An 18,089-nucleotide genomic window follows, 5' to 3' on the forward strand; every position below is an offset into this window, starting at 1 on the left:
AGGCGGCACTCAGCGAGATCCATGGCGCTGAAACCCGCGATGCCGGAGCCGTCGCCGGCTTTGCCCTTTCGCTTGTCAGCCTGATCCTGAAGCAGCAGCAGCCGCGCTTGCCCATCCTGTGGATCGGCACATCGGAGATTTTTCGCGAGGCCGGCTTTCCCTATGCCAGGGGGCTTCAAACCTCCTTCGGCATTGAACCCGGAGAATTGCTGTTTTCCGAGGCGCCGAGGCTTGTCGATGCGCTGTGGGTCGCCGAGGAGGCCGCAAGGATGACGGCGCTCGCCGCCGTCATCCTCGAAATCCGCGGCAGCCCGCAGCGGTTGGACCTCACCGCGACGAGGCGGCTGCATGCCCGGGCGCAGAATGCCGGCCGGCCACTGTTCCTGCTGCGCCAGGCCGGCGAGGCCGAACCGACGGCCGCACCCGTCCGGCTCATCGTATCGGCGGCGTCTTCCGCAAGCCGCGAGACGGTCGCCGGGCCGCTCGCCGGCTCGATCGGCCGGCCCGCCTTCACCGTCGGCATCGGCAAGAGCCGCACCGCCTTGCCTGGCCAATTCACACTGGAGTGGAACCCCGATGAGCATGTTTTCGAGGAAAGAAGGGCCGGGGAGCAACGGGCAAAGAATCCTGTCCCTGTGGTTCCCGCATCTCGCCGCCGAAAGGATCCTGCGCCAGCGTCTGGGGCGGTCCTGGCGTTCGCGGCCGTCGGAGCACCTGCCGCCATCTCACCCACCGCTCGTGATCAGCCATCGCGACCGCAACGCCCAGCGCATATCGGCCCTCGACGAGCGGGCTGAAGCGCTTCACCTGAAGCGCGGCATGGGCATTGCCGATGCGCGCGCCATGCATCCCTCGATCGATGTCGTCGAGGCCGATCCGCAGGCCGACCGCCGCCTGCTCGAGGGCCTTGCCGACTGGTGCGACCGCTACACCCCGCTGGTGGCGATCGACGGGGTCGACGGCCTGTTCCTCGACGTCACCGGCTGCACCCATCTGTTCGGCGGCGAACGCGCCATGCTGGACGACATACTGGCGCGCTTTTTCCATCAGGGTTTCGATGTCCGCGCCGGCCTTGCCGCCACGCCGGGCGCGGCCTGGGCGGCGGCGCGGTTTGCCGGCGACCACATCGTCCAGGGCGGCGAGGAGGAGGCGCTTCTTTCCCCCCTGCCGCTGGCCGCACTTCGCATCGAGCCCGACATCCGCGCCAGCCTGGAAAGCGTCGGCCTGCGTACGGCGGGCGCCGTGATGGCAGCACCGCGCGCGCCGCTTGCCCGCCGCTTCGGCGCAACCCTGCTCTTGCGCCTCGACCAGGCGCTCGGCCGCCTCGACGAGGCGGTCTCGCCGCGCCTGCCGGTGGCGCCGCTTTCGGTCGAACGCCATCTCGCTGAGCCAGTCATGCTGACCGATGACATAGAGCGGCTGGTGAGCCTGCTGGCGACGACGCTGAAGGCCGATCTCGAGCGCCGCGGCGAGGGCGCCAGACGGCTGGCGCTGTTGCTTTTTCGCGTCGACGGCGCCGTCAGCCGCATCGCTGTCGGCACCTCGCGTCCCCTGCGCGAGCCGCTGCTGATCCAGAAACTGTTCCACGAAAGGCTGGCCGCGCTCGAACAGGATATCGATGCCGGCTATGGCTTCGACCTCGTGCGTCTCTGCGTGCTGTCGGCGGCTGCCTTCGACATGCAGCAGGCGGACCTGACCGGCGAGACGGACGATTGCGACGCCGATATCGCGCTGTTCGCCGACCGCATCTGCGCCCGCCTCGGCGAGGGCGCCGTCCTGCGGCCGGTCACTGTCGAGAGCCATCTGCCGGAGCGCGCCGTCGCCACTGTCCCTTTCTCGGAAGTCCCGGAGAGGAGCTCGCCGCCGAGGAAGCCGGTCAGAAATCCGCCCATGACGATCTATCCGCCAGAACGTCCGATCCGGCTGTTCCGCTCGCCCGAGCCGATCGAAGTGCCAGCCACCGAAATGCCTGAGGGACCGCCGATGAATTTCCGCTGGCGGCGGGCCTTGTATCGCGTCGCGCGCGCCGAAGGGCCCGAACGCATCGCGCCGGAATGGTGGCGGGGACAGGGCGGCGAGGATGCGCCGACCCGCGATTATTTCCGCATCGAGGACAGCGACGGCCGCCGCTACTGGCTCTACCGCCAGGGCCTTTACGGCGCCGCGCAGGCTTCGCCGCGCTGGTTCATGCATGGGGTTTTCGCATGAACGCGCTGACCATCGTTCCCTATGCCGAATTCGGCATCCAGTCGAATTTCTCCTTCCTGCGCGGCGCCTCCAAGCCGGAGGAACTGGTGGTCGCGGCCAAGTTCCTCGGCTTCTCCTCGATCGGGCTGGCCGACCGCAACACGGTGGCCGGCGTCGTGCGCGCCTGGCAGCAGGCCAGGGTCGAGAAGCTGCCTTACCATCCCGGCTGCCGCCTGGTTTTTTGCGACGGCACGCCGGATATTCTCGCCTATCCGCAGAGCCGCAAGGGCTGGGGTCATCTCTGCCGCATGCTGACGCAAGCCAATCTGCGCGACGAAAACGAGAAAGGCGCGACGCTTTTAAAGCGAAGCGACCTTCTCGAATGGGGCGATCTGCTGTCGCTGGCCGTCCTGCCCGAATTGACATCGGGCGCCGATGATCTAGCATTGCTTAGCCGGCTCAGGGATCGGTTCGGTGGGAACCTGCGGCTTGCCATTGCGCCGGATTATCGCGGCAATGACCGCTTCCGCATCGAGCAGGCGGCGGCGATGGCCGATGCATCGGGCGTGCCGCTGATGGCGACCAACGACATCCTCTATCACAGCGCCGAGCGGCGGCCGCTGCAGGACGTGCTGACGGCGATCCGCCTCAATATGCCTGTCGGCGAGGTCGGGCTGGAGCTGGCCGCCAATGCCGAGCGTCATCTGAAGCCGCCGGTCGAGATGGCCCGCCTGTTCCGCCGCCATCCGCGGGCGCTGGCGGAAACGCTGCGCTTTGCCGGGGAACTGACCTTCTCGCTCAGCGACCTCCAGTACAATTACCCCGACGAGCCGACGGAATCGGGCCTCGGGCCACAGGCCGAGCTCGAACGATTGGCAAGGGAGGGGGCCGCCACGCGCTATCCGGCGGGCGTCCCCGCTTCCGTAACGCAGCGCATCGAGGAAGAGCTCGCTCTGATCGAGCGGCTGAACTACGCGCGCTATTTTCTGACCGTCCACGACATCGTCAAATTCGCCCGCAGCCAGGGTATTCTCTGCCAGGGGCGCGGCTCCGCCGCCAATTCGATCGTCTGCTTCTGCATCGGCATCACCGAAGTCGGGCCTGACAGGATCGATACGCTGTTCGAGCGTTTCATTTCCGAGGAAAGAAACGAGCCGCCCGACATCGATGTCGACTTCGAGCATGAGCGGCGCGAGGAGGTGATCCAGTACATCTATACGAAATACAGCGCCAAGCGCACGGCACTTGCCGCAGCCGTCATCAGCTATCGCGGCCGCTCGGCGCTGCGCGAAGTGGCCAAGGCGATGGGCCTGTCCGAGGATGTCCGCAGCGCATTGTCCAGCTCGATTTGGGGCTGGTCAACCTCGGAGCTCGGCGAGAAGGAGGCCCACGCCGGCGGCATCGACCGCACCGACCCGCTGGCAAGGCAGGTGATCGAACGCGCCAACGAGATCATGGGCTTTCCCAGGCATCTGTCCCAGCATGTCGGCGGCTTCGTCATCACCAGGGACCGGCTCGACGAGATCGTGCCCATCGTCAAGACGGCGATGGACGAGCGCAAGATGGTCGAGTGGGACAAGGACGATCTCGACGCGGTGAAGATCCTCAAGGTCGACGTGCTGGCGCTCGGCATGCTGACCTGCCTGAAGCGCGCCTTCACCTTGCTTACGGATCGTTATCCGGATGCGCGAGACCCGTATGGCCAACCCTATGTGCTGGCCACCCTGCCGCCGGAGGATAAGCAGGTCTATAAGATGATCTGCCGCGCCGACACGCTCGGTGTCTTCCAGATCGAATCCCGCGCCCAGATGTCGATGCTGCCGCGCTTGAAGCCGCGCACCTTCTACGACCTCGTCATCGAGGTGGCGATCGTGCGGCCGGGCCCGATCCAGGGCGACATGGTGCATCCCTATCTGCGTCGCCGGCAGGGCAAGGAAGAAGCCGAATATCCCAAGCCGGAGCTGAAAGAGATTCTTGGCAAGACGCTGGGTGTTCCGCTGTTCCAGGAACAGGCGATGAAGATCGCCATCGTCGCCGGCGGCTTCAGGCCGGGCGAAGCCGATGAATTGCGCCGCGCCATGGCCACTTTCAAGCGCACCGGCACCATCGGCAATTATCGCCAGCGCATGATCGACGGCATGATGAAAAAAGGTTACCAGAAGGACTTCGCCGAGCGCTGCTTCAAGCAGATCGAAGGGTTTGGCGAATACGGCTTTCCCGAAAGCCATGCCGCTTCCTTCGCTTTGCTGGTCTATGCCTCCTGCTGGTTCAAGACCTTCTACCCGGATGTGTTCTGCGCCGCGATCCTGAATTCGCAGCCGATGGGCTTCTATCAGCCGGCCCAGCTCGTCCGCGACGCGCGCGATCATGGCGTCGACATCCGCGAGGCTGACGTCAATTTCTCCGGCTGGGACTGTACCCTGGAGGAATCGCCCTTCGATCCCGGCCGCATTCTCGGTCGCCACGCCGAAATGCGTGATGTCATCTCAACCAATCATGCCGTGAGGCTGGGTTTCCGCCTGATCAAGGGGCTTTCCAAGGACCGCATGGAGGCTTTTGTCCAAAGGCGCGGTTCCGGTTACAAGAGCGTCAGGGATGTCTGGCTGCGCTCGGGCCTCGACGTCGATGAGATCGAGAAACTGGCGCAGGCGGACGCCTTCCGCTCGATCGGCCTCGACCGTCGCGCGGCCCTGTGGGCGGTCCGCGCGCTCGACGGCAAGAGCGCCGCCGAGATGCTGCCGCTGTTCGACCAGAAGAATATCCGCCTGCGCGATCTCGAGCCCGAGACGAAGCTGCCGAAAATGCCGCTCGGCGAGCATGTGATTCATGACTACCGTTCGCTCGGCCTGTCGCTGAAGGCGCATCCCGTCGCCTTCCTGCGTGAGCGGCTCGACCGGATCGGGGTGACGCCCAATGCGCGCCTCCCTTCGGTGCGCGATGGCCGGCGGGTCTCCGTTGCGGGCCTCGTGCTCGTGCGCCAGCGCCCGGGCAAGGGCAATGCGATCTTCCTGACGCTGGAGGACGAGCAGGCGGTCGCCAACGTCATTTTCTGGGAGCGCACCTTCACTCGCTACCGGCCCATCGTCATGGGGGCAAGGTTTGTCCGCGTCACCGGCAAATTGCAGTCGGAATCCGATGTCATCCATATCGTCGCCGAAAGGATCGAGGACCTGACGCCGTGGCTGGCAACGCTATTGGAGGAGAACGCACCTGTCGTGCAGAACGACCGGCGGGATATCGCGACGCTGTCGGGGAAGGCGGAAAGGGTCATGCCCAAGGGGCGCAATTTTCAATAGAGGACCGATGCTGTTGTGGGGAGGGTGTGTTGAGATTCAGGTCAGGCCGAGTCGAGAATGGTGGGCTTCGAGAACCGGAGCGCAGCGTACTTTTGGGTACGTGAGCACCGGCCTACGCCGGCCGTAGCCTTAACTGCCACGCCGCTCATGAGTGCTTCGGCCGGCGAAGGCCGGAAGCGCAGAAGACCGCCATTCGCAGGCCGGCCTCACCTGAATATCAACATACCCTAGCCCGGTCCGCCCAGGCGCGGCGGAGGCGGCGGCAATACGTCCTCGGGCGAGATCGCCCGCGCCTCCGAAGGCAGCATGATCGGGATGCCGTCGCGCACCGGATAGGCAAGCTTTGCCACCCGTGAGACGAGCTCGCCGCGTTCCGGATCCCAGGCCAGCGGTCCCTTGGTCAGCGGGCAGGCCAGCAATTCCAGCAGCTTGGGATCGACATCGATCTTCTTGCCGTCACGCCCATCCGCCGCCATCGGCTTCCTCTTTCCCGGTCAACTGAGAGCCTAAGGTGTGTTTAGATTCAGGTCAGGCCGAGTCGAAAATGGTGGATTCCGAGAACCGGAGCGGAGCGTACGTTTGGGTACGTGAGCACCGGCCTACGCCGGCCGTAGCCTTAACCACCACCACCGCTCCTGAGCGCTTCGGCCGGCGAAGGCCGGAAGCGCAGGAAGCTGCCATTTGCAGGCCGGCATCACCTGAATATCGATACACCTTTACTGCAAACTCGAACCAAAATCCTCATTCTCGCGCGCCAGCGCCATTTCGGTGATGGCGATCAGCGTTTCGGCGCGCGTCTTCAAATCCGGCGCTTCGAGCAGCGCCTGTTTCTCGGCCGGCCCATAGGGCGCCATCATCGACAGCGCGTTGACCAGCATGGCGTTTTCCGCGCGGCTGACGCTTTCCCAGTCGGCTTCCAGATCATTGGCCTGCAAATAGGCGCGGAACGCCCTGAGCAGCGCCGGCCGGTCGATCCCGGCCTCCGCCTGGTCTTCGTCCAGGTCGGTGAGAAAGGGCGCGAAACGGCACTGGCGAAACGGCGTCTTGACGGAGAGTTCCTGCACGATACGAAACCGGCACACGCCTTGCAGCGAGATCAGATAGCGGCCGTCGCCGCTCTCGGAAAAAGCGATGATGCGCCCGGCGCAGCCGACGTTGCAGAGTTCCGGCTCGCCATGGGGACGCAAAGCCCCGTCGAGGCTGGGCTGGATCATGCCGATCAGCCGCGGCCCGGCGATCGCCTCGTCCACCATCTGCAGGTAGCGCGGCTCGAAGATGTTGAGCGGCATGCGGCCTCCCGGCAGCAGCAGCGCGCCTTCGAGCGGAAAGATCGGGATCGTCGACGGCAGGTCCGAACCCAGCCGGTAATGCGCGTTTCCCGCTTGCACCTCGTTCCTCCGATCGCTTCATGTCGAGAAGCGCACCATGCCTGCGGTCCGCCTGTGCCCAACGCAGCAGGTCGATCGGACCTGTCCCGAAGCGCTTCGCGTCCTGAACGGATCGATGCGCTTCAAGTCCTTGTTTTAGTGCATGTCGTCCAAAACCGCTGCCTGCTCTTGGGGCCCATGCACTAATCTGGCGCAGCCATCGCCGGCCGCAAGGCCAACGGTAAAAAACAGCGCCGGCTTACGAAAACAGCAACGACGACAATTTGCGCCGTGCCGACAGCGTCGCCTCGTCGGTCATCCCCCAGGCCTCGAAGAATTGCAGCAACTGGTTCCTGGCACCGTCGTCGTTCCACGAACGGTCCGCCTTGACGATCGCCAGCAGATTGTCGGCCGCCGCCATGCGCTCGCCCTGGGCGTTCTGGATCATGGCAAGATCGAACCGTGCCTGGTGATCGCCTGGATTGTCGGCCAGGCGCCGCTCGAACTCGGCCGGGTTGCCGAGCCCTGAAGCCTGCGCGGCAAGCGCCCTCTTGGCGCGCACCGCGGCGAGCGGCGGCGCATCCTTCTTTGCCTCGGGCGCGCGCGCCAGCACGGCTTCCGCGCCCTCGGCGTCGCCGGCCTCGAACAGGAGGTCGGCCAGCCCGGCGATCGCCTCGATCGTTTCCGGCGCCTGCTCCAGGATCGCGTCATAGATGTCGGCGGCTGTCTGCGCATCGCCCGCCTCGCGCGCCTCCGTCGCCGCCGCAAGCGCCTCGGCAACCTGCGGCGCACCGCCATTCTTGCCGCCGACCTTGTCGATGAATTGGGTGATCTGGCTCTCGGGAATGGCGCCCATGAAGCCGTCGACCGGCTGGCCGTCCTTGAAGGCGATGACCGCCGGGATCGACTGGATGCCGAGCTGACCGGCGATCGAGGGATGATCGTCGATATTCATCTTGACCAGCTTGACCTTGCCGCCGGCGGCCTTCACCGCCTTTTCCAGGAGCGGCGTCAATTGCTTGCAGGGTCCGCACCACGGCGCCCAGAAATCGACCAGCACCGGCTGACGGCGCGATTCCTGGATGACGTCGGCGGCGAATGTAGCGGTCGTGGTGTCCTTGATGACATCGGCCGGCGCCTCGCCAAGCGCGACCTTCGCGGGCCCCGCCTCGGTGCCGCCATACTGCACCGATGTGGCGTACTGGCCGCCATTGCTGCCGAATTGGCCGCCAAATGGATTGTTATCGCTCATCTCATCGCCCTTTCGGTCGCGCCGCCGGTTTCGGCCTGGCGCAACGTCTTGTCTCCAGAATTCGGTCTTTCAGCCATCCCGGCTTTTCCGCCCTCCATGTGGCGCTTATGCCGAGACTTTCAAGATAGCAGCATCGTGCCCGGTTGCCTCGACGAATCTGACGAGATCGGCGGCGGCAATCGACGTCGTTGCCTCATTGGTCAGCGGATGGGCGTTGATCACGGCATGGCTCATCAACGCCTGGTCGAGAACGACCTTGACCCGCAGCTTCGTATCGTTGATCAGGCCGAAAACCGTGACCGCGCCCGGAACGACTCCAAGCAGTTCCATCAGCATCTCCGGCCTGCCGAAGGAGACGCGGCCGGTGGCGCCGATCACATGGTGGATCTGCTTCAGGTCGACCTCCGCCTCCTCGTCGACGCTGACCAGGAAGAAATTGTCTTTCTTGTCCTTGAGGAACAGGTTCTTCGTATGCCCGCCGGCGATTTCGCCGCGCAGCGCCTGGGAATCGGCGACCGTGAACAGCGGCGGATGGCGCCGCGTTGAGACGTCAATGCCGAGATCGGCGAGAAAGGCGAAAAGCTCTGCTTCGGTTTTCGGCATCAGGCATCCTGTCGACACGATTCCGGTCAAGCCGTTTACGGCCAATGACGCCGCCGAGACAAGACCGTTGCACCAGGAGACATGATTCCGTTAGCCGCCACCGTTGCGAGGGCCCCTGTTTGCGCCGCCGGGCGCCGCCGAAAAAGCCTGCGATTTCCCTGTTGCAATCGCCGCGCTCTTCAGCCATATAGGCGCGGCTTGCGGCCCAAAAGCCGCGCGAGCGGGTGTAGCTCAGGGGTAGAGCACAACCTTGCCAAGGTTGGGGTCGAGCGTTCGAATCGCTTCACCCGCTCCAGTTTCCTCCAGGGGAATCAAGCAGATGCGAACAGGCCGGATCCCCTTCCGGCCTTTTTCGTTTTCAGCGGGCGCCACAGATCGAGCGCTGCCGCGCCGCGCGTCCTTGCCGAAAATCCGATATTCCGATCATTCATCCGTTCGGCCGATGTCCCTGGCCAGGGAAGATCCGACATTGAAACCGATCCCTTGGGATCATTGGACTGTCCTGCCCCTATATGACTGTCCAGGGAGCACCGCCGGCTCCGGCCGGCGGTGCTTTTTGCACGTCGCCCCGCAGTGGTTTTGGGACAGCGACAGGCATGAAAACAATGACTTGATACGCCAACCGGGGTCCGTCCGCCAGGTCGTCCATCTGGAGCGGCAGGCCGCCCCAGTGCGGCAAATCGTGTCTAAATGCGGCATGGATTATTAATCGTTGTTCACCAACAATATCTTTTGGCTTTGTCGCATTCTGGAGTTGGTTTTTTGGCCGTACTTGGCGCTCTCCCTTCCGATCTTCGCTGTCGGCCAATTCGCGAAGCTGATTGGGAAGGAGTGGTCGACTGCCTGTGCAGGGGCTTTCCGGAGCGTGATCGGAGTTACTGGATACAGGCGCTGACTCGTTTGTCGCAGCGGCCTGCCGTCGCCGAATTCGAAAAATACGGCTTTGCTTTGGAGAAGGCTGGCAGGATCGTCGGCGTCGTGCTGACCCTTTATACCCGTTATCAGGGGCAGGAAGGCGATGAAATCCGCTGCAACCTTTCAAGCTGGTCCGTCGATGCCGAATTCCGTTCCTATGGCGCCATGTTGGTTGCGACGGTTCTCAAGCGAAGGGATGTGACCTACACGAACATTTCGCCGGCGCCGGCGACATTGAAGGCCAACCGGGCGCTCGGCTTTCGCCTCTTTTCCAGCGGACAATTTGCCTTCTTGCCGGCTTTGAATTCGGTGCCGCGGTCATGTCGCGTGCTCGAAGTCCGTCCCGACCTTGCCGAAATGGCGATGCTGCCCGACAGTGAGAGATACATACTCACTGAACATTCCGCGCTGGGCTGTCTGTCATTGATTTGCATTTGCGACGGAGCAGCGTTTCCCTTGGTGTTGATGCCGCGCCGGATATTGCGCGGTCTCCTCCCATGCTATCAGATCATCTATTGCCGCTCCCTCGCGGATTTGAGCCGGAACGCCGGTGCCATGGGGCGCTTTCTCTTGCGAAGCGGAAGCCTGCTTTGCGTCGTCGACGCCAAGGAGCCGATTGCAGGTCTGTTCGGGTGGTACCGTCCCAACAGGGGGCTGAAATACTTCAAGGGGCCAAGACCACCCTCGCCTGGAGATCTGACGTTCACCGAGCTTGTGATATTCGGTCCCTGAACGAAGGCGCAACGTCAATCAGGCGGCGCCGATTTGCGGCTGCATGCCGAGGCCCGCAATTGGGACGATTCACCAACCGAGCAGCGACTTGGTGCCGCCAGATAACTCCGCTTCAGGCTTCGGGGTGGTTGCACTGCCCGCGTTCATGCGCCCCTCGTAGATTGCGCGATGAGCCCCTGGGTCATCGCGCGAGAATCCCTCTGTAACTATCCTACTTTGCTGTCAAGCGAAGGGCGACGCGCAACATTACAGTTTGTGTCTTGAGTGGCAATATATTGTTTTTGTTATATTTTCCTGCTGCTTGAAAAGAATGTTGCTTTCCTACATACTCCTGAAAAGTGGACTTGGCGTTCGGCCGGCGAGGCCATGCGGGCAACACGAGACAAGCGCAGCATTCGCACCCCCATTGCACAGCTGATGACGGCATGCAGACATGGTAGAGACTCCGGCCCCACGAGGGGAAGGCTCAATGACCGAAGCTGACGGGCGGACCTCCGACGACGATCCCGGCGGCCGCGACGCCGCTGGACACGATCATGTCAGGCGCATCCCCGACATCATCTCGCTGATCAAGGATTCCTACGCCGAGCTGCGCCCGGCGGAGCGGCGCGTTGCCGATGTCGTGCTCGACGACGTCCGATACGCGGTCGATGCTTCCAACGCCGCGCTTGCCCGGCGCGCCGGCGTCAGCGAACCGACCGTGACCCGCTTCTGCCGCGCCATTGGCTGTGACGGCGTGCGCGACTTCAAGCTGAAGCTGGCGCAGAGCCTCGTCGTCGGCGCGCTCTATCTGAGCAAGCCTGCGCCCGCGAGCGCCGACAATGGCATGCCGTTCTGGAATGCGGTGTTCGGCGAGGCGCGCCAGGCGCTGCAGGAGGCCGAGCGGCAGCTCGATCCGGCGCAGCTCGTCAAGGCTGCCGAGCTCATCGCCAAGGCGCGCCAGGTCACCGTGTTCGGCCTCGGCGGTTCCTCGTCGGCGCTGGCGCAGGAAACCCAGTACCGGCTGTTCCGCTACGGCATCACCGTCAGCGCCCAATGCGACCCCTATCTGATGCGCATGACCGCCTCGACCCTGAAGCCCGGCGATCTGGTGATCGCCATCTCGGCGACAGGACGCACACGAGAGGTGATCGAAGCGGTGGAACTCGCCAGGCACTACCGCGCCAACGCGATCGGCGTGACCGCGCCCGACACCGACCTCGCGCGTGCCTGCGACGTCAGGCTGACGGTGGCGGTGCCTGAATATCCCGACACGCTCAAGCCAACGGCGTCGCGCTTCGCCTTCCTGGCCGTGATCGATCTGATGGCGGTGGCTTGCGCCTACAAGCTCGACGGCTCGGCCCGCGAAACCGTTCGCCGCATCAAATACAACGCCCAGATCCACAGGACAGGCAAGGAGATGGAGCCGCTCGGGGATTGAAGGCCCCCTCATCCGGCCGCTTCGCGGCCACCTTCTCCCCGTTGGGGGAGAAGAGAGTGTGCCGACGTCGACAGTCTCCTCTCCCTCGGGGAAAGGTCAGCCGAGCGAAGCGGAGGCTGGGTGAGGGGGCGACGCCGACTTGAAGAGGAAAAGAACGACAGATGCTCGAGATCGCACCATCGAAACAGGCGGCCACCTGGCTTTCCTCCTTTGCCCAGGCGCTCGAGGCGGGCGATACGGCGGCAGTGACTCACCTGTTCGCCGACGACTGCTACTGGCGCGACCTCCTGACCTTCACCTGGAACATCAAGACCATGGAAGGCCGCACCGCGATCCGCGAGATGCTCGATGCCACACTGGCAACGACCAAGCCGACCGCCTGGCAGCTCAGCGGCGAGGCCAGCGCGGACGAAGGCACGATAGAAGCCTGGTTCACCTTCGAGACGGCGTCGGCCTTGGGCCAGGGCATCATGCGCCTCAACGACGGACGCTGCCGCACGCTGTTCACGGCGATGACCGACCTCAAGGGGTTCGAGGAGCGGAAGGGCCCGGCGCGGCCGCTCGGTGTCCGCCACAAGGCCGATCCGGAACGCGAGACCTGGGCCGAGGCGAGGACGCGCGAGACCCGCGACCTCGGCGCCGGCGAGCAGCCCTATTGCCTGGTCATCGGCGGCGGCCAGGGCGGCATCATGCTGGGCGCGCGGCTCCGTCAACTCGGCGTGCCGACCATCGTCATCGAGAAGAACGCACGGCCCGGCGATTCCTGGCGCAACCGCTACCGTACGCTCGTGCTGCATGACCCGGTCTGGTACGACCATCTGCCCTACATTCCGTTTCCTGAGAACTGGCCGGTGTTCACGCCCAAGGACAAGATGGGCGACTGGCTGGAAATGTACACGCGCGTCATGGAACTCAATTACTGGGTCGCCACAAAGTGCGTCAGCGCCAGCTATGACGAGGCCGAGAAAGTCTGGACGGTCGAGGTCGATCGCGCCGGCCGGCGCATCACGCTGAAGCCGAAGCACATCGTCTTCGCCACCGGCGCCTACGGCCCGCCGAGGCGGATCGACTTGGCCGGAACCGGCGCTTTCCGGGGCGAACTGCTGCATTCCAGCCAATATGCCAGCGGCGAGAAGTTCCGCGGCAAACGCGTCGCGGTCATCGGCGCGGCAAGCTCGGGGCATGATGTCTGCGTCGACCTCTGGGAGAGCGGCGCCGAGGTGACCATGATCCAGCGTTCGCCGACCACGGTGGTCAAGTCGGACACGCTGATGGAGGTCGGCTTCGATATCTTTTCGGAAAAGGCGCTGGAGCGCGGCATCACCACCGAGAAGGCCGACATGATCGTCGCCTCGACACCGTTCGCGCTGGTGCCCCACGGCCAGCGGGCGTTCTACGATGTCATCAAGGCGCGCGACGCGGCCTTCTACGATCGTCTGCGCGCGTCCGGCTTCGCCATCGACTTCGGCGACGACGAGACCGGGCTGCTGATGAAGGCCTACCGCACCGGTTCGGGCTACTACATCGATGTCGGTGCCAGCGACCTGATCATCGACGGCCAGATCGGCCTGCGCAGCGGCGTCGGCATCAAGGCGCTGACGCCGACCGGCATCCTCTTCGACGACGGCACCGAACTCGCGGCCGACGCCATCGTCGCCTGCACCGGCTACCAGTCGATGAACGAGACCGTGGCGCAAATCGTCTCGCGCGAGGTCGCCGACAAGGTCGGCCCATGCTGGGGCCTCGGCTCCGGCGTCAAGGGCGACCCCGGCCCGTGGCAAGGCGAGCTGCGCAACATGTGGAAGCCGACCGCACAGGAAGCGCTGTGGTTCCACGGCGGCAATCTGGCGCTGTCGCGCTTCTATTCGAAATATGTGGCGCTGCAGATCAAGGCGCGGATGGAGGGGATTGCGACGCCGGTCTATGGAGAACCCAGCAACTCGCAGGGCAATCGCCCTTAGAGCAGGCGGCATCCGCCTGTCGGCGCGGATGCTACTCTTCGTCAGGCAGTTCAAGCATGCGTCCCGCGTAGAGAATACGCAAGACGACGACCGTGGTCCCGGTCACCTCGAATGCGATCGTAGCCCGCCGCCGCCAGCCTACCGTACGCAGTCCGGGGGCGATATCGTCGTGGCGCATGCCGCGCTCGGGGAAGGTTTCGAAGCCAAGACAGTATTCGATGATCCGGCTGACAAATCGCAACGCGGTTTCGGCACCGCCTTGGGCGCAAGTTCAGCCAGCAGCTCGGCAATATCCCGTTCGGCTGCGGTGTGAAACCTGACCTGATACTTCATGCGCCGGCTGATAGCTCATGCCCCGGAGCGAGGCTGGGCGGTGATGACGTCAATTTGGCTGGATAGATTCTTGCGCAGCTGGTCCGCCGTCAACAGACGTTCGGGATGTGCGCGCGCATCCGCGAGGGTCGGGACCACCTCCTCACGCAGCCAGCGCTCGACGGCGGCGTCACGGGCGGCCAGGGTCCGCAGGCCATCGCGGATGACCTCGCTTTCGGTGGCATATTCGCCTGATGAGACCTTGTCTTTCACCATCTGCGCCATGTCGAGCGGCAGGGTGATGGTCAGGGGCTGAGTGGTTCGCATCGTCGTCTCCGCGTTAACTCCCTGATAGCATGGAGTGTGACTTAATCATACACTTTTGCGGCAAACTTGACCCCCGGATGGTTGTGTCCAAAATGCGGCCGCAAACTCGACATGGCTATGCCTGGCATGCGCCTCGAAGCATCGCCGGGATCGTCTGCCGCCTCGTTCGGCCACCAGGCGTCGCCGATGACGATGCCGTCCGAGATCAGCCTTTGCTCGGCAACCGGCGACGCCCCAGTTCGGGCCTCTTGCTGTAGTCGGCGAAACCGATGCGATTGCCAAAGGGATCGACGATCTCGCAGGTGATGCCGGTGGCCGTTTCAATGCGCGATGATCTTGTTCCGCTTTCAAGAAGCGTCTGACGCACGTCATCGGCATTTCGCACTTCGACCCATAGCCGGCCCGCCGGTGAGCCTTCGTCCGTCCGGATCACGAGACCGGGTCCCTCGGAACCGATGTCGAACAGGGCCATTTGCTTTTCATCGACCCGGAACTTCAGGACGAAACCGCATCTCTCATAGAAAGGGATAGCGATTTCGATATCTCCAACATGAAACATCACATTGTCGATCCCGAGCAATTCGATCATTCCGGCTCCTTCAATCCGCGGTTCCACTCATTCTGGAATCCTATCGTGATGATCGCCTCCGGCATTGATCCACATCATCCAGCGGGATCGGCAGAAACCGCGAAGGTCAAACGATGATCCCGCGATTTCAGGCCATGGTCTCGCCAACCCCGCCGGTCCCAAAAGGGTCTGCCACGATCGGCCAGATCGGGCGCTTGAGCTTGCGGTAGAGCGTGGTGACGGGGTTGTTGGGATAGCAGCCTTCGACCGCGACATAGATGATCTCGCGCGCGACGGGCACGAAGCCGGCATGGAAATGGTTGGTGGATTTGATGAGCAGCACCTGCTTGCCCTTGGGGTCGATGCCGAGATTGGAGAAGATGTCGGGTTCGAAAGTCTGCGTGCGGTTGGTGTTGATGACGATATCGATCTCCGTGCCCGCCAGGCGCAGCACCGCCGAGGGGCCGAGCGGCACCAGGCTCGACCCGAACGACTGCCAGGCGTCGGGCGCCAGGCGGCGGACTTCGAACGTGCCGTCGAAGGGCATGCCGCTGGCAATGCTCGTCTTGCCGCCGATGCGGATGCCGAGCACCGTGCCTTCGCCCGCGCCTTGCGCTCGCGCGACGGCCTGCGGATCCCAGATGGTCGCCACGCCGGCGCTTTTGATGCCGCTGTCGACCAGCGCATGCAGCAGTACGGTGTTGTCGCCGGCGGTGCCGCCGCCGGGATTGTCCCACATGTCGGCGAGCACGAACGGCTTGTCGCCATGGCCGCCCGTCCTGACCCGCTCGATCGCCTCGCCGACCGTCACGCTGAGCATCGCCGTCGAGCCGCGCATGGCGAAAACCTCCCGGCCAAGCCGCTCGGCCAGCGCATCGCCGGCAGTGCGGTCATTGTCGCTGACGACCAGTATCTGCGTGCCGGTCTCGGCGGTGTCGCCGGCCAGAAACCCGTGGATCAGCGACACCGACAGGATGCCGTCCTTGCCCTGCAGCGTCTTGATCCGGTCGACGAAGGAGCGCATCGGCTCGCGGCTGGTCGGGAACACGTCGATCATCCGGCAGTCGAAGGTCGAGATGACCGGCCGGATCTTGCCGCGCGCTGCTGCCAGCGCCAGCTCGACGACATGCTCGGCGCGCTCGACGAAATCGGTGTGCGGAAATTCGAGGAACGCCGCCAATATGTCGGCCGCCGCGACGCGCTTTTTTGTCAGATGGCTGTGCGGATCGAGTTCGGCGGCGATGATCACCTTGGGGCCGACGATCTCGCGCACCCGGGCCAGCAGGTCGCCTTCGCAATCGTCCAGCCCGCGCGCGATCATCGCGCCATGCAGGCCGAGCACCACGCAATCCACCGGCAGCGCCGCGCGCAACTGGTCGAGGATCTCGTCGCGCAGCGCCTCATAGACGTCCAGCCGGACATAGCCGCCGGGTTCGGCCCAGGTCGCGGTGCCCTCGATCAGGGTGAAGCCTTCTTCCCTGGCCCGCCGGCGCAGCACGGGGATCGGCGCGGAGCACAGCGTCGGCGTTTCCGGATGCTTTCCCGGCGGTGCGTAGAATGCCGTCTCGAAGGACGAGCGGTCGGTCGAGACCGGCGAGAAGGTGTTCGTCTCGGTGGCGAGCGAGGCCGTGAAGACGCGCATGGCGGCTGTTCCCGTTTCTGTCTCTGTCGGTTGTCTATGTCGGCGCCGATCAGAGCGGCCGGTAGGCGACCGCCTCGACCTCGATCTTGATGTCGATCATCAGCCGCGACTCCACCGTGGTGCGGGCCGGCGGATCCTTTGGAAAATGCCTGGCGTAGACGGCATTGAAGGCGCCGAAATCGCGCGCGTCCTCGAGCCAGACCGTCGTCTTGACCACATCGTCCATGACGCAGCCGGCCAGTGCCAGCGCCGCCTTCACATTCGAAAGCACCTGCTCGGTCTGCTCGACGATGCCGCCCTTGACCACCGCGCCGTCGCTGCCGACCGGCACCTGGCCGGAGACATAGACGAACTCGCCGGCCCGCACCGCCGGCGACAGCGGCACATGGGATGTTCCAAAACATTGCTTGGGCAAGAAAAGCCTCCTGTTCATGCGCGACACAGCGCGATCTTCCGATAGCGCCATTTGCCGGTTTCCTCGGCGACGGTTTACGCCTGTCCAGACGATTCTCAAACAGGCTTTGTAGGAAAGCAACATTCTTTGGAATTTATGTTGCTTTATTACAGCGGCGTCAGCATCCTGCACGCCAACCGTTCATCAAGCACTCCACCAGCTGGTTGCGCCAGGCGATCCGGCAGGGGAGGATCGGGTGAAAGACAAGCGAGGAGTCATATGATCGATTTCGGTGGCCGCGGCGTGGTCGTGACGGGCGCCGGCGGCGGCGTCGGCAGCGCCCTGGTCGAAGTCCTGTCGGCCTGTGGGGCGAGGGTGATCGCCTGCGATCGCGAAGGCACCGACCTGGGCGCGACGGCAATTGCCGAAACGCATTATTTCGACCTGCTCGACGACGATGCCGTCGCAGCCTTTGCCAACCGCGTGGTCAAAGGCAATACTCCGGCCGCCGTCATCTCCAACGCCGGCTGGACGCGGGCGGAAACACTGGCCGACGTTTCGCTCGCCGCGCTCGACCATGAGATGGACCTGAATTTCCGCAGCGCAGCACTCCTGTCGCAGGCCCTGCTGCCCGCCATGCGCAACCAGAAGCAGGGCGCCGCCTTCGTCTTTATCTCCTCGGTCAACGCGCAGGCGCATTTCGGCAACCCGGCCTATGCCGCGGCCAAGGCGGCGCTCAACGCCTGGATGCGCGCCATTGCCACCGAGGAAGGCCGCAACGGCATCCGCGCCAACGCCGTCATTCCCGGCTCGATCCGCACCGGCGCCTGGGAACATCGCCTGGCCCAGAAGCCGGAGATCCTCGCCGCCGTCGGCAAGCTCTATCCGCTCGGCAGGCTGGTCGAGCCGGTCGAGGTCGCCCGCGCCGCCGTCTTCCTGGCATCGCCCATCGCCAGCGGCATCACCGGCACCACCTTGAATGTCGACGCCGGCCTGATGGCCGGCAATCTGCCGTTTCTCGACCAGATCGGCGGTTGAGGAGAGCATAGACCACCGGGCTGAAGAACGCCGCGCAGTAGGTCTTCGCCAACCAAAGGGTGCAGAATCCTTTGG

16 protein-coding genes and 1 tRNA gene are annotated in these 18,089 nt (G+C 64.3%); 8 read left to right on the forward strand and 9 right to left on the reverse strand.

All coding sequences use genetic code 11. From position 1 onward, the window contains the following. From CN311_RS33485 to CN311_RS19295, 3 genes are all read left to right on the forward strand, one after another. Positions 1-797: ImuA family protein (locus CN311_RS33485; RefSeq protein WP_097575327.1), on the forward strand; the 797-nt coding region annotated here is incomplete at its 5' end. After that, positions 739-2,208: a DUF6504 family protein gene (locus tag CN311_RS19290; RefSeq protein ID WP_097575328.1), complete on the forward strand. Its 1,470-nt coding sequence runs from the start codon at positions 739-741 to the stop codon at positions 2,206-2,208. The genes CN311_RS33485 and CN311_RS19290, both read left to right, overlap by 59 nt. Then, positions 2,205-5,483 carry an error-prone DNA polymerase gene (locus CN311_RS19295; RefSeq protein ID WP_097575329.1) on the forward strand — a complete coding sequence of 1,093 codons (3,279 nt, stop codon included), beginning with the start codon at positions 2,205-2,207 and terminating at the stop codon, positions 5,481-5,483. The genes CN311_RS19290 and CN311_RS19295 overlap by 4 nt, the downstream gene beginning before the upstream one ends. A gap of 227 nt (positions 5,484-5,710) precedes the next feature. Here CN311_RS19295 and CN311_RS19300 read toward each other — a convergent pair whose 3' ends face one another. The 4 genes from CN311_RS19300 to CN311_RS19315 form a co-directional block, all read right to left on the reverse strand. After that, positions 5,711-5,959 carry a Trm112 family protein gene (locus CN311_RS19300; RefSeq protein WP_097575330.1) on the reverse strand — a complete coding sequence of 83 codons (249 nt, stop codon included), beginning with the start codon at positions 5,957-5,959 and terminating at the stop codon, positions 5,711-5,713. Between the two features lie 240 nt (positions 5,960-6,199). Next, entirely contained in the window at positions 6,200-6,871 is a 672-nt protein-coding gene (locus tag CN311_RS19305; protein WP_097575331.1) for an LON peptidase substrate-binding domain-containing protein, read from the reverse strand. A gap of 238 nt (positions 6,872-7,109) precedes the next feature. Further along, positions 7,110-8,102 (reverse strand): thioredoxin, encoded by a 993-nt coding sequence (gene trxA, locus CN311_RS19310; RefSeq protein WP_097575332.1) that lies wholly within the window; start codon positions 8,100-8,102, stop codon positions 7,110-7,112. A gap of 105 nt (positions 8,103-8,207) precedes the next feature. Continuing rightward, positions 8,208-8,705 carry a prolyl-tRNA synthetase associated domain-containing protein gene (locus tag CN311_RS19315; protein WP_097575333.1) on the reverse strand — a complete coding sequence of 166 codons (498 nt, stop codon included), beginning with the start codon at positions 8,703-8,705 and terminating at the stop codon, positions 8,208-8,210. A gap of 220 nt (positions 8,706-8,925) precedes the next feature. Here CN311_RS19315 and CN311_RS19320 point away from each other — a divergent pair. The 4 genes from CN311_RS19320 (at position 8,926) to CN311_RS19340 (ending at position 13,733) form a co-directional block, all read left to right on the forward strand. After that, positions 8,926-9,000, forward strand: a tRNA-Gly gene (locus tag CN311_RS19320). A 467-nt stretch (positions 9,001-9,467) separates the two neighbouring features. Beyond that, on the forward strand, positions 9,468-10,352 hold the full coding sequence (locus CN311_RS19330; protein WP_245440879.1) for a hypothetical protein: 885 nt from the start codon (positions 9,468-9,470) through the stop codon (positions 10,350-10,352). A gap of 469 nt (positions 10,353-10,821) precedes the next feature. Next, positions 10,822-11,772 carry a MurR/RpiR family transcriptional regulator gene (locus CN311_RS19335; RefSeq protein ID WP_097575336.1) on the forward strand — a complete coding sequence of 317 codons (951 nt, stop codon included), beginning with the start codon at positions 10,822-10,824 and terminating at the stop codon, positions 11,770-11,772. Positions 11,773-11,933: 161 nt separating this feature from the next. Next, positions 11,934-13,733 carry an NAD(P)/FAD-dependent oxidoreductase gene (locus tag CN311_RS19340; RefSeq protein WP_097575337.1) on the forward strand — a complete coding sequence of 600 codons (1,800 nt, stop codon included), beginning with the start codon at positions 11,934-11,936 and terminating at the stop codon, positions 13,731-13,733. A gap of 31 nt (positions 13,734-13,764) precedes the next feature. On the opposite strand, the gene CN311_RS32290 is transcribed toward CN311_RS19340, so the two are convergent. The 5 genes from CN311_RS32290 to CN311_RS19365 form a co-directional block, all read right to left on the reverse strand. Further along, positions 13,765-13,974: a type II toxin-antitoxin system RelE/ParE family toxin gene (locus tag CN311_RS32290; RefSeq protein WP_133117219.1), complete on the reverse strand. Its 210-nt coding sequence runs from the start codon at positions 13,972-13,974 to the stop codon at positions 13,765-13,767. Positions 13,975-14,081: 107 nt separating this feature from the next. Next, complete coding sequence (locus CN311_RS19345) at positions 14,082-14,372, reverse strand: ribbon-helix-helix domain-containing protein (protein WP_097575338.1); 291 nt, start codon at positions 14,370-14,372, stop codon at positions 14,082-14,084. Positions 14,373-14,577: 205 nt separating this feature from the next. Continuing rightward, entirely contained in the window at positions 14,578-14,961 is a 384-nt protein-coding gene (locus tag CN311_RS19355; RefSeq protein ID WP_097575339.1) for a VOC family protein, read from the reverse strand. A 127-nt stretch (positions 14,962-15,088) separates the two neighbouring features. After that, positions 15,089-16,582, reverse strand: a complete 1,494-nt coding sequence (locus CN311_RS19360; RefSeq protein ID WP_097575340.1) for a M81 family metallopeptidase — start codon at positions 16,580-16,582, stop codon at positions 15,089-15,091. Positions 16,583-16,631: 49 nt separating this feature from the next. After that, positions 16,632-17,015 (reverse strand): RidA family protein, encoded by a 384-nt coding sequence (locus tag CN311_RS19365; protein WP_208866535.1) that lies wholly within the window; start codon positions 17,013-17,015, stop codon positions 16,632-16,634. A 240-nt stretch (positions 17,016-17,255) separates the two neighbouring features. Here CN311_RS19365 and CN311_RS19370 point away from each other — a divergent pair, with 240 nt between their 5' ends. Continuing rightward, positions 17,256-18,014, forward strand: coding sequence for an SDR family NAD(P)-dependent oxidoreductase (locus CN311_RS19370; RefSeq protein ID WP_097575341.1), 759 nt, complete (start codon positions 17,256-17,258; stop codon positions 18,012-18,014). Positions 18,015-18,089: the final 75 nt, after the last annotated feature.

The organism is Mesorhizobium sanjuanii, assembly GCF_002529485.1.
In the GTDB taxonomy this organism is placed as follows: Bacteria; Pseudomonadota; Alphaproteobacteria; order Rhizobiales; family Rhizobiaceae; genus Mesorhizobium; species Mesorhizobium sanjuanii.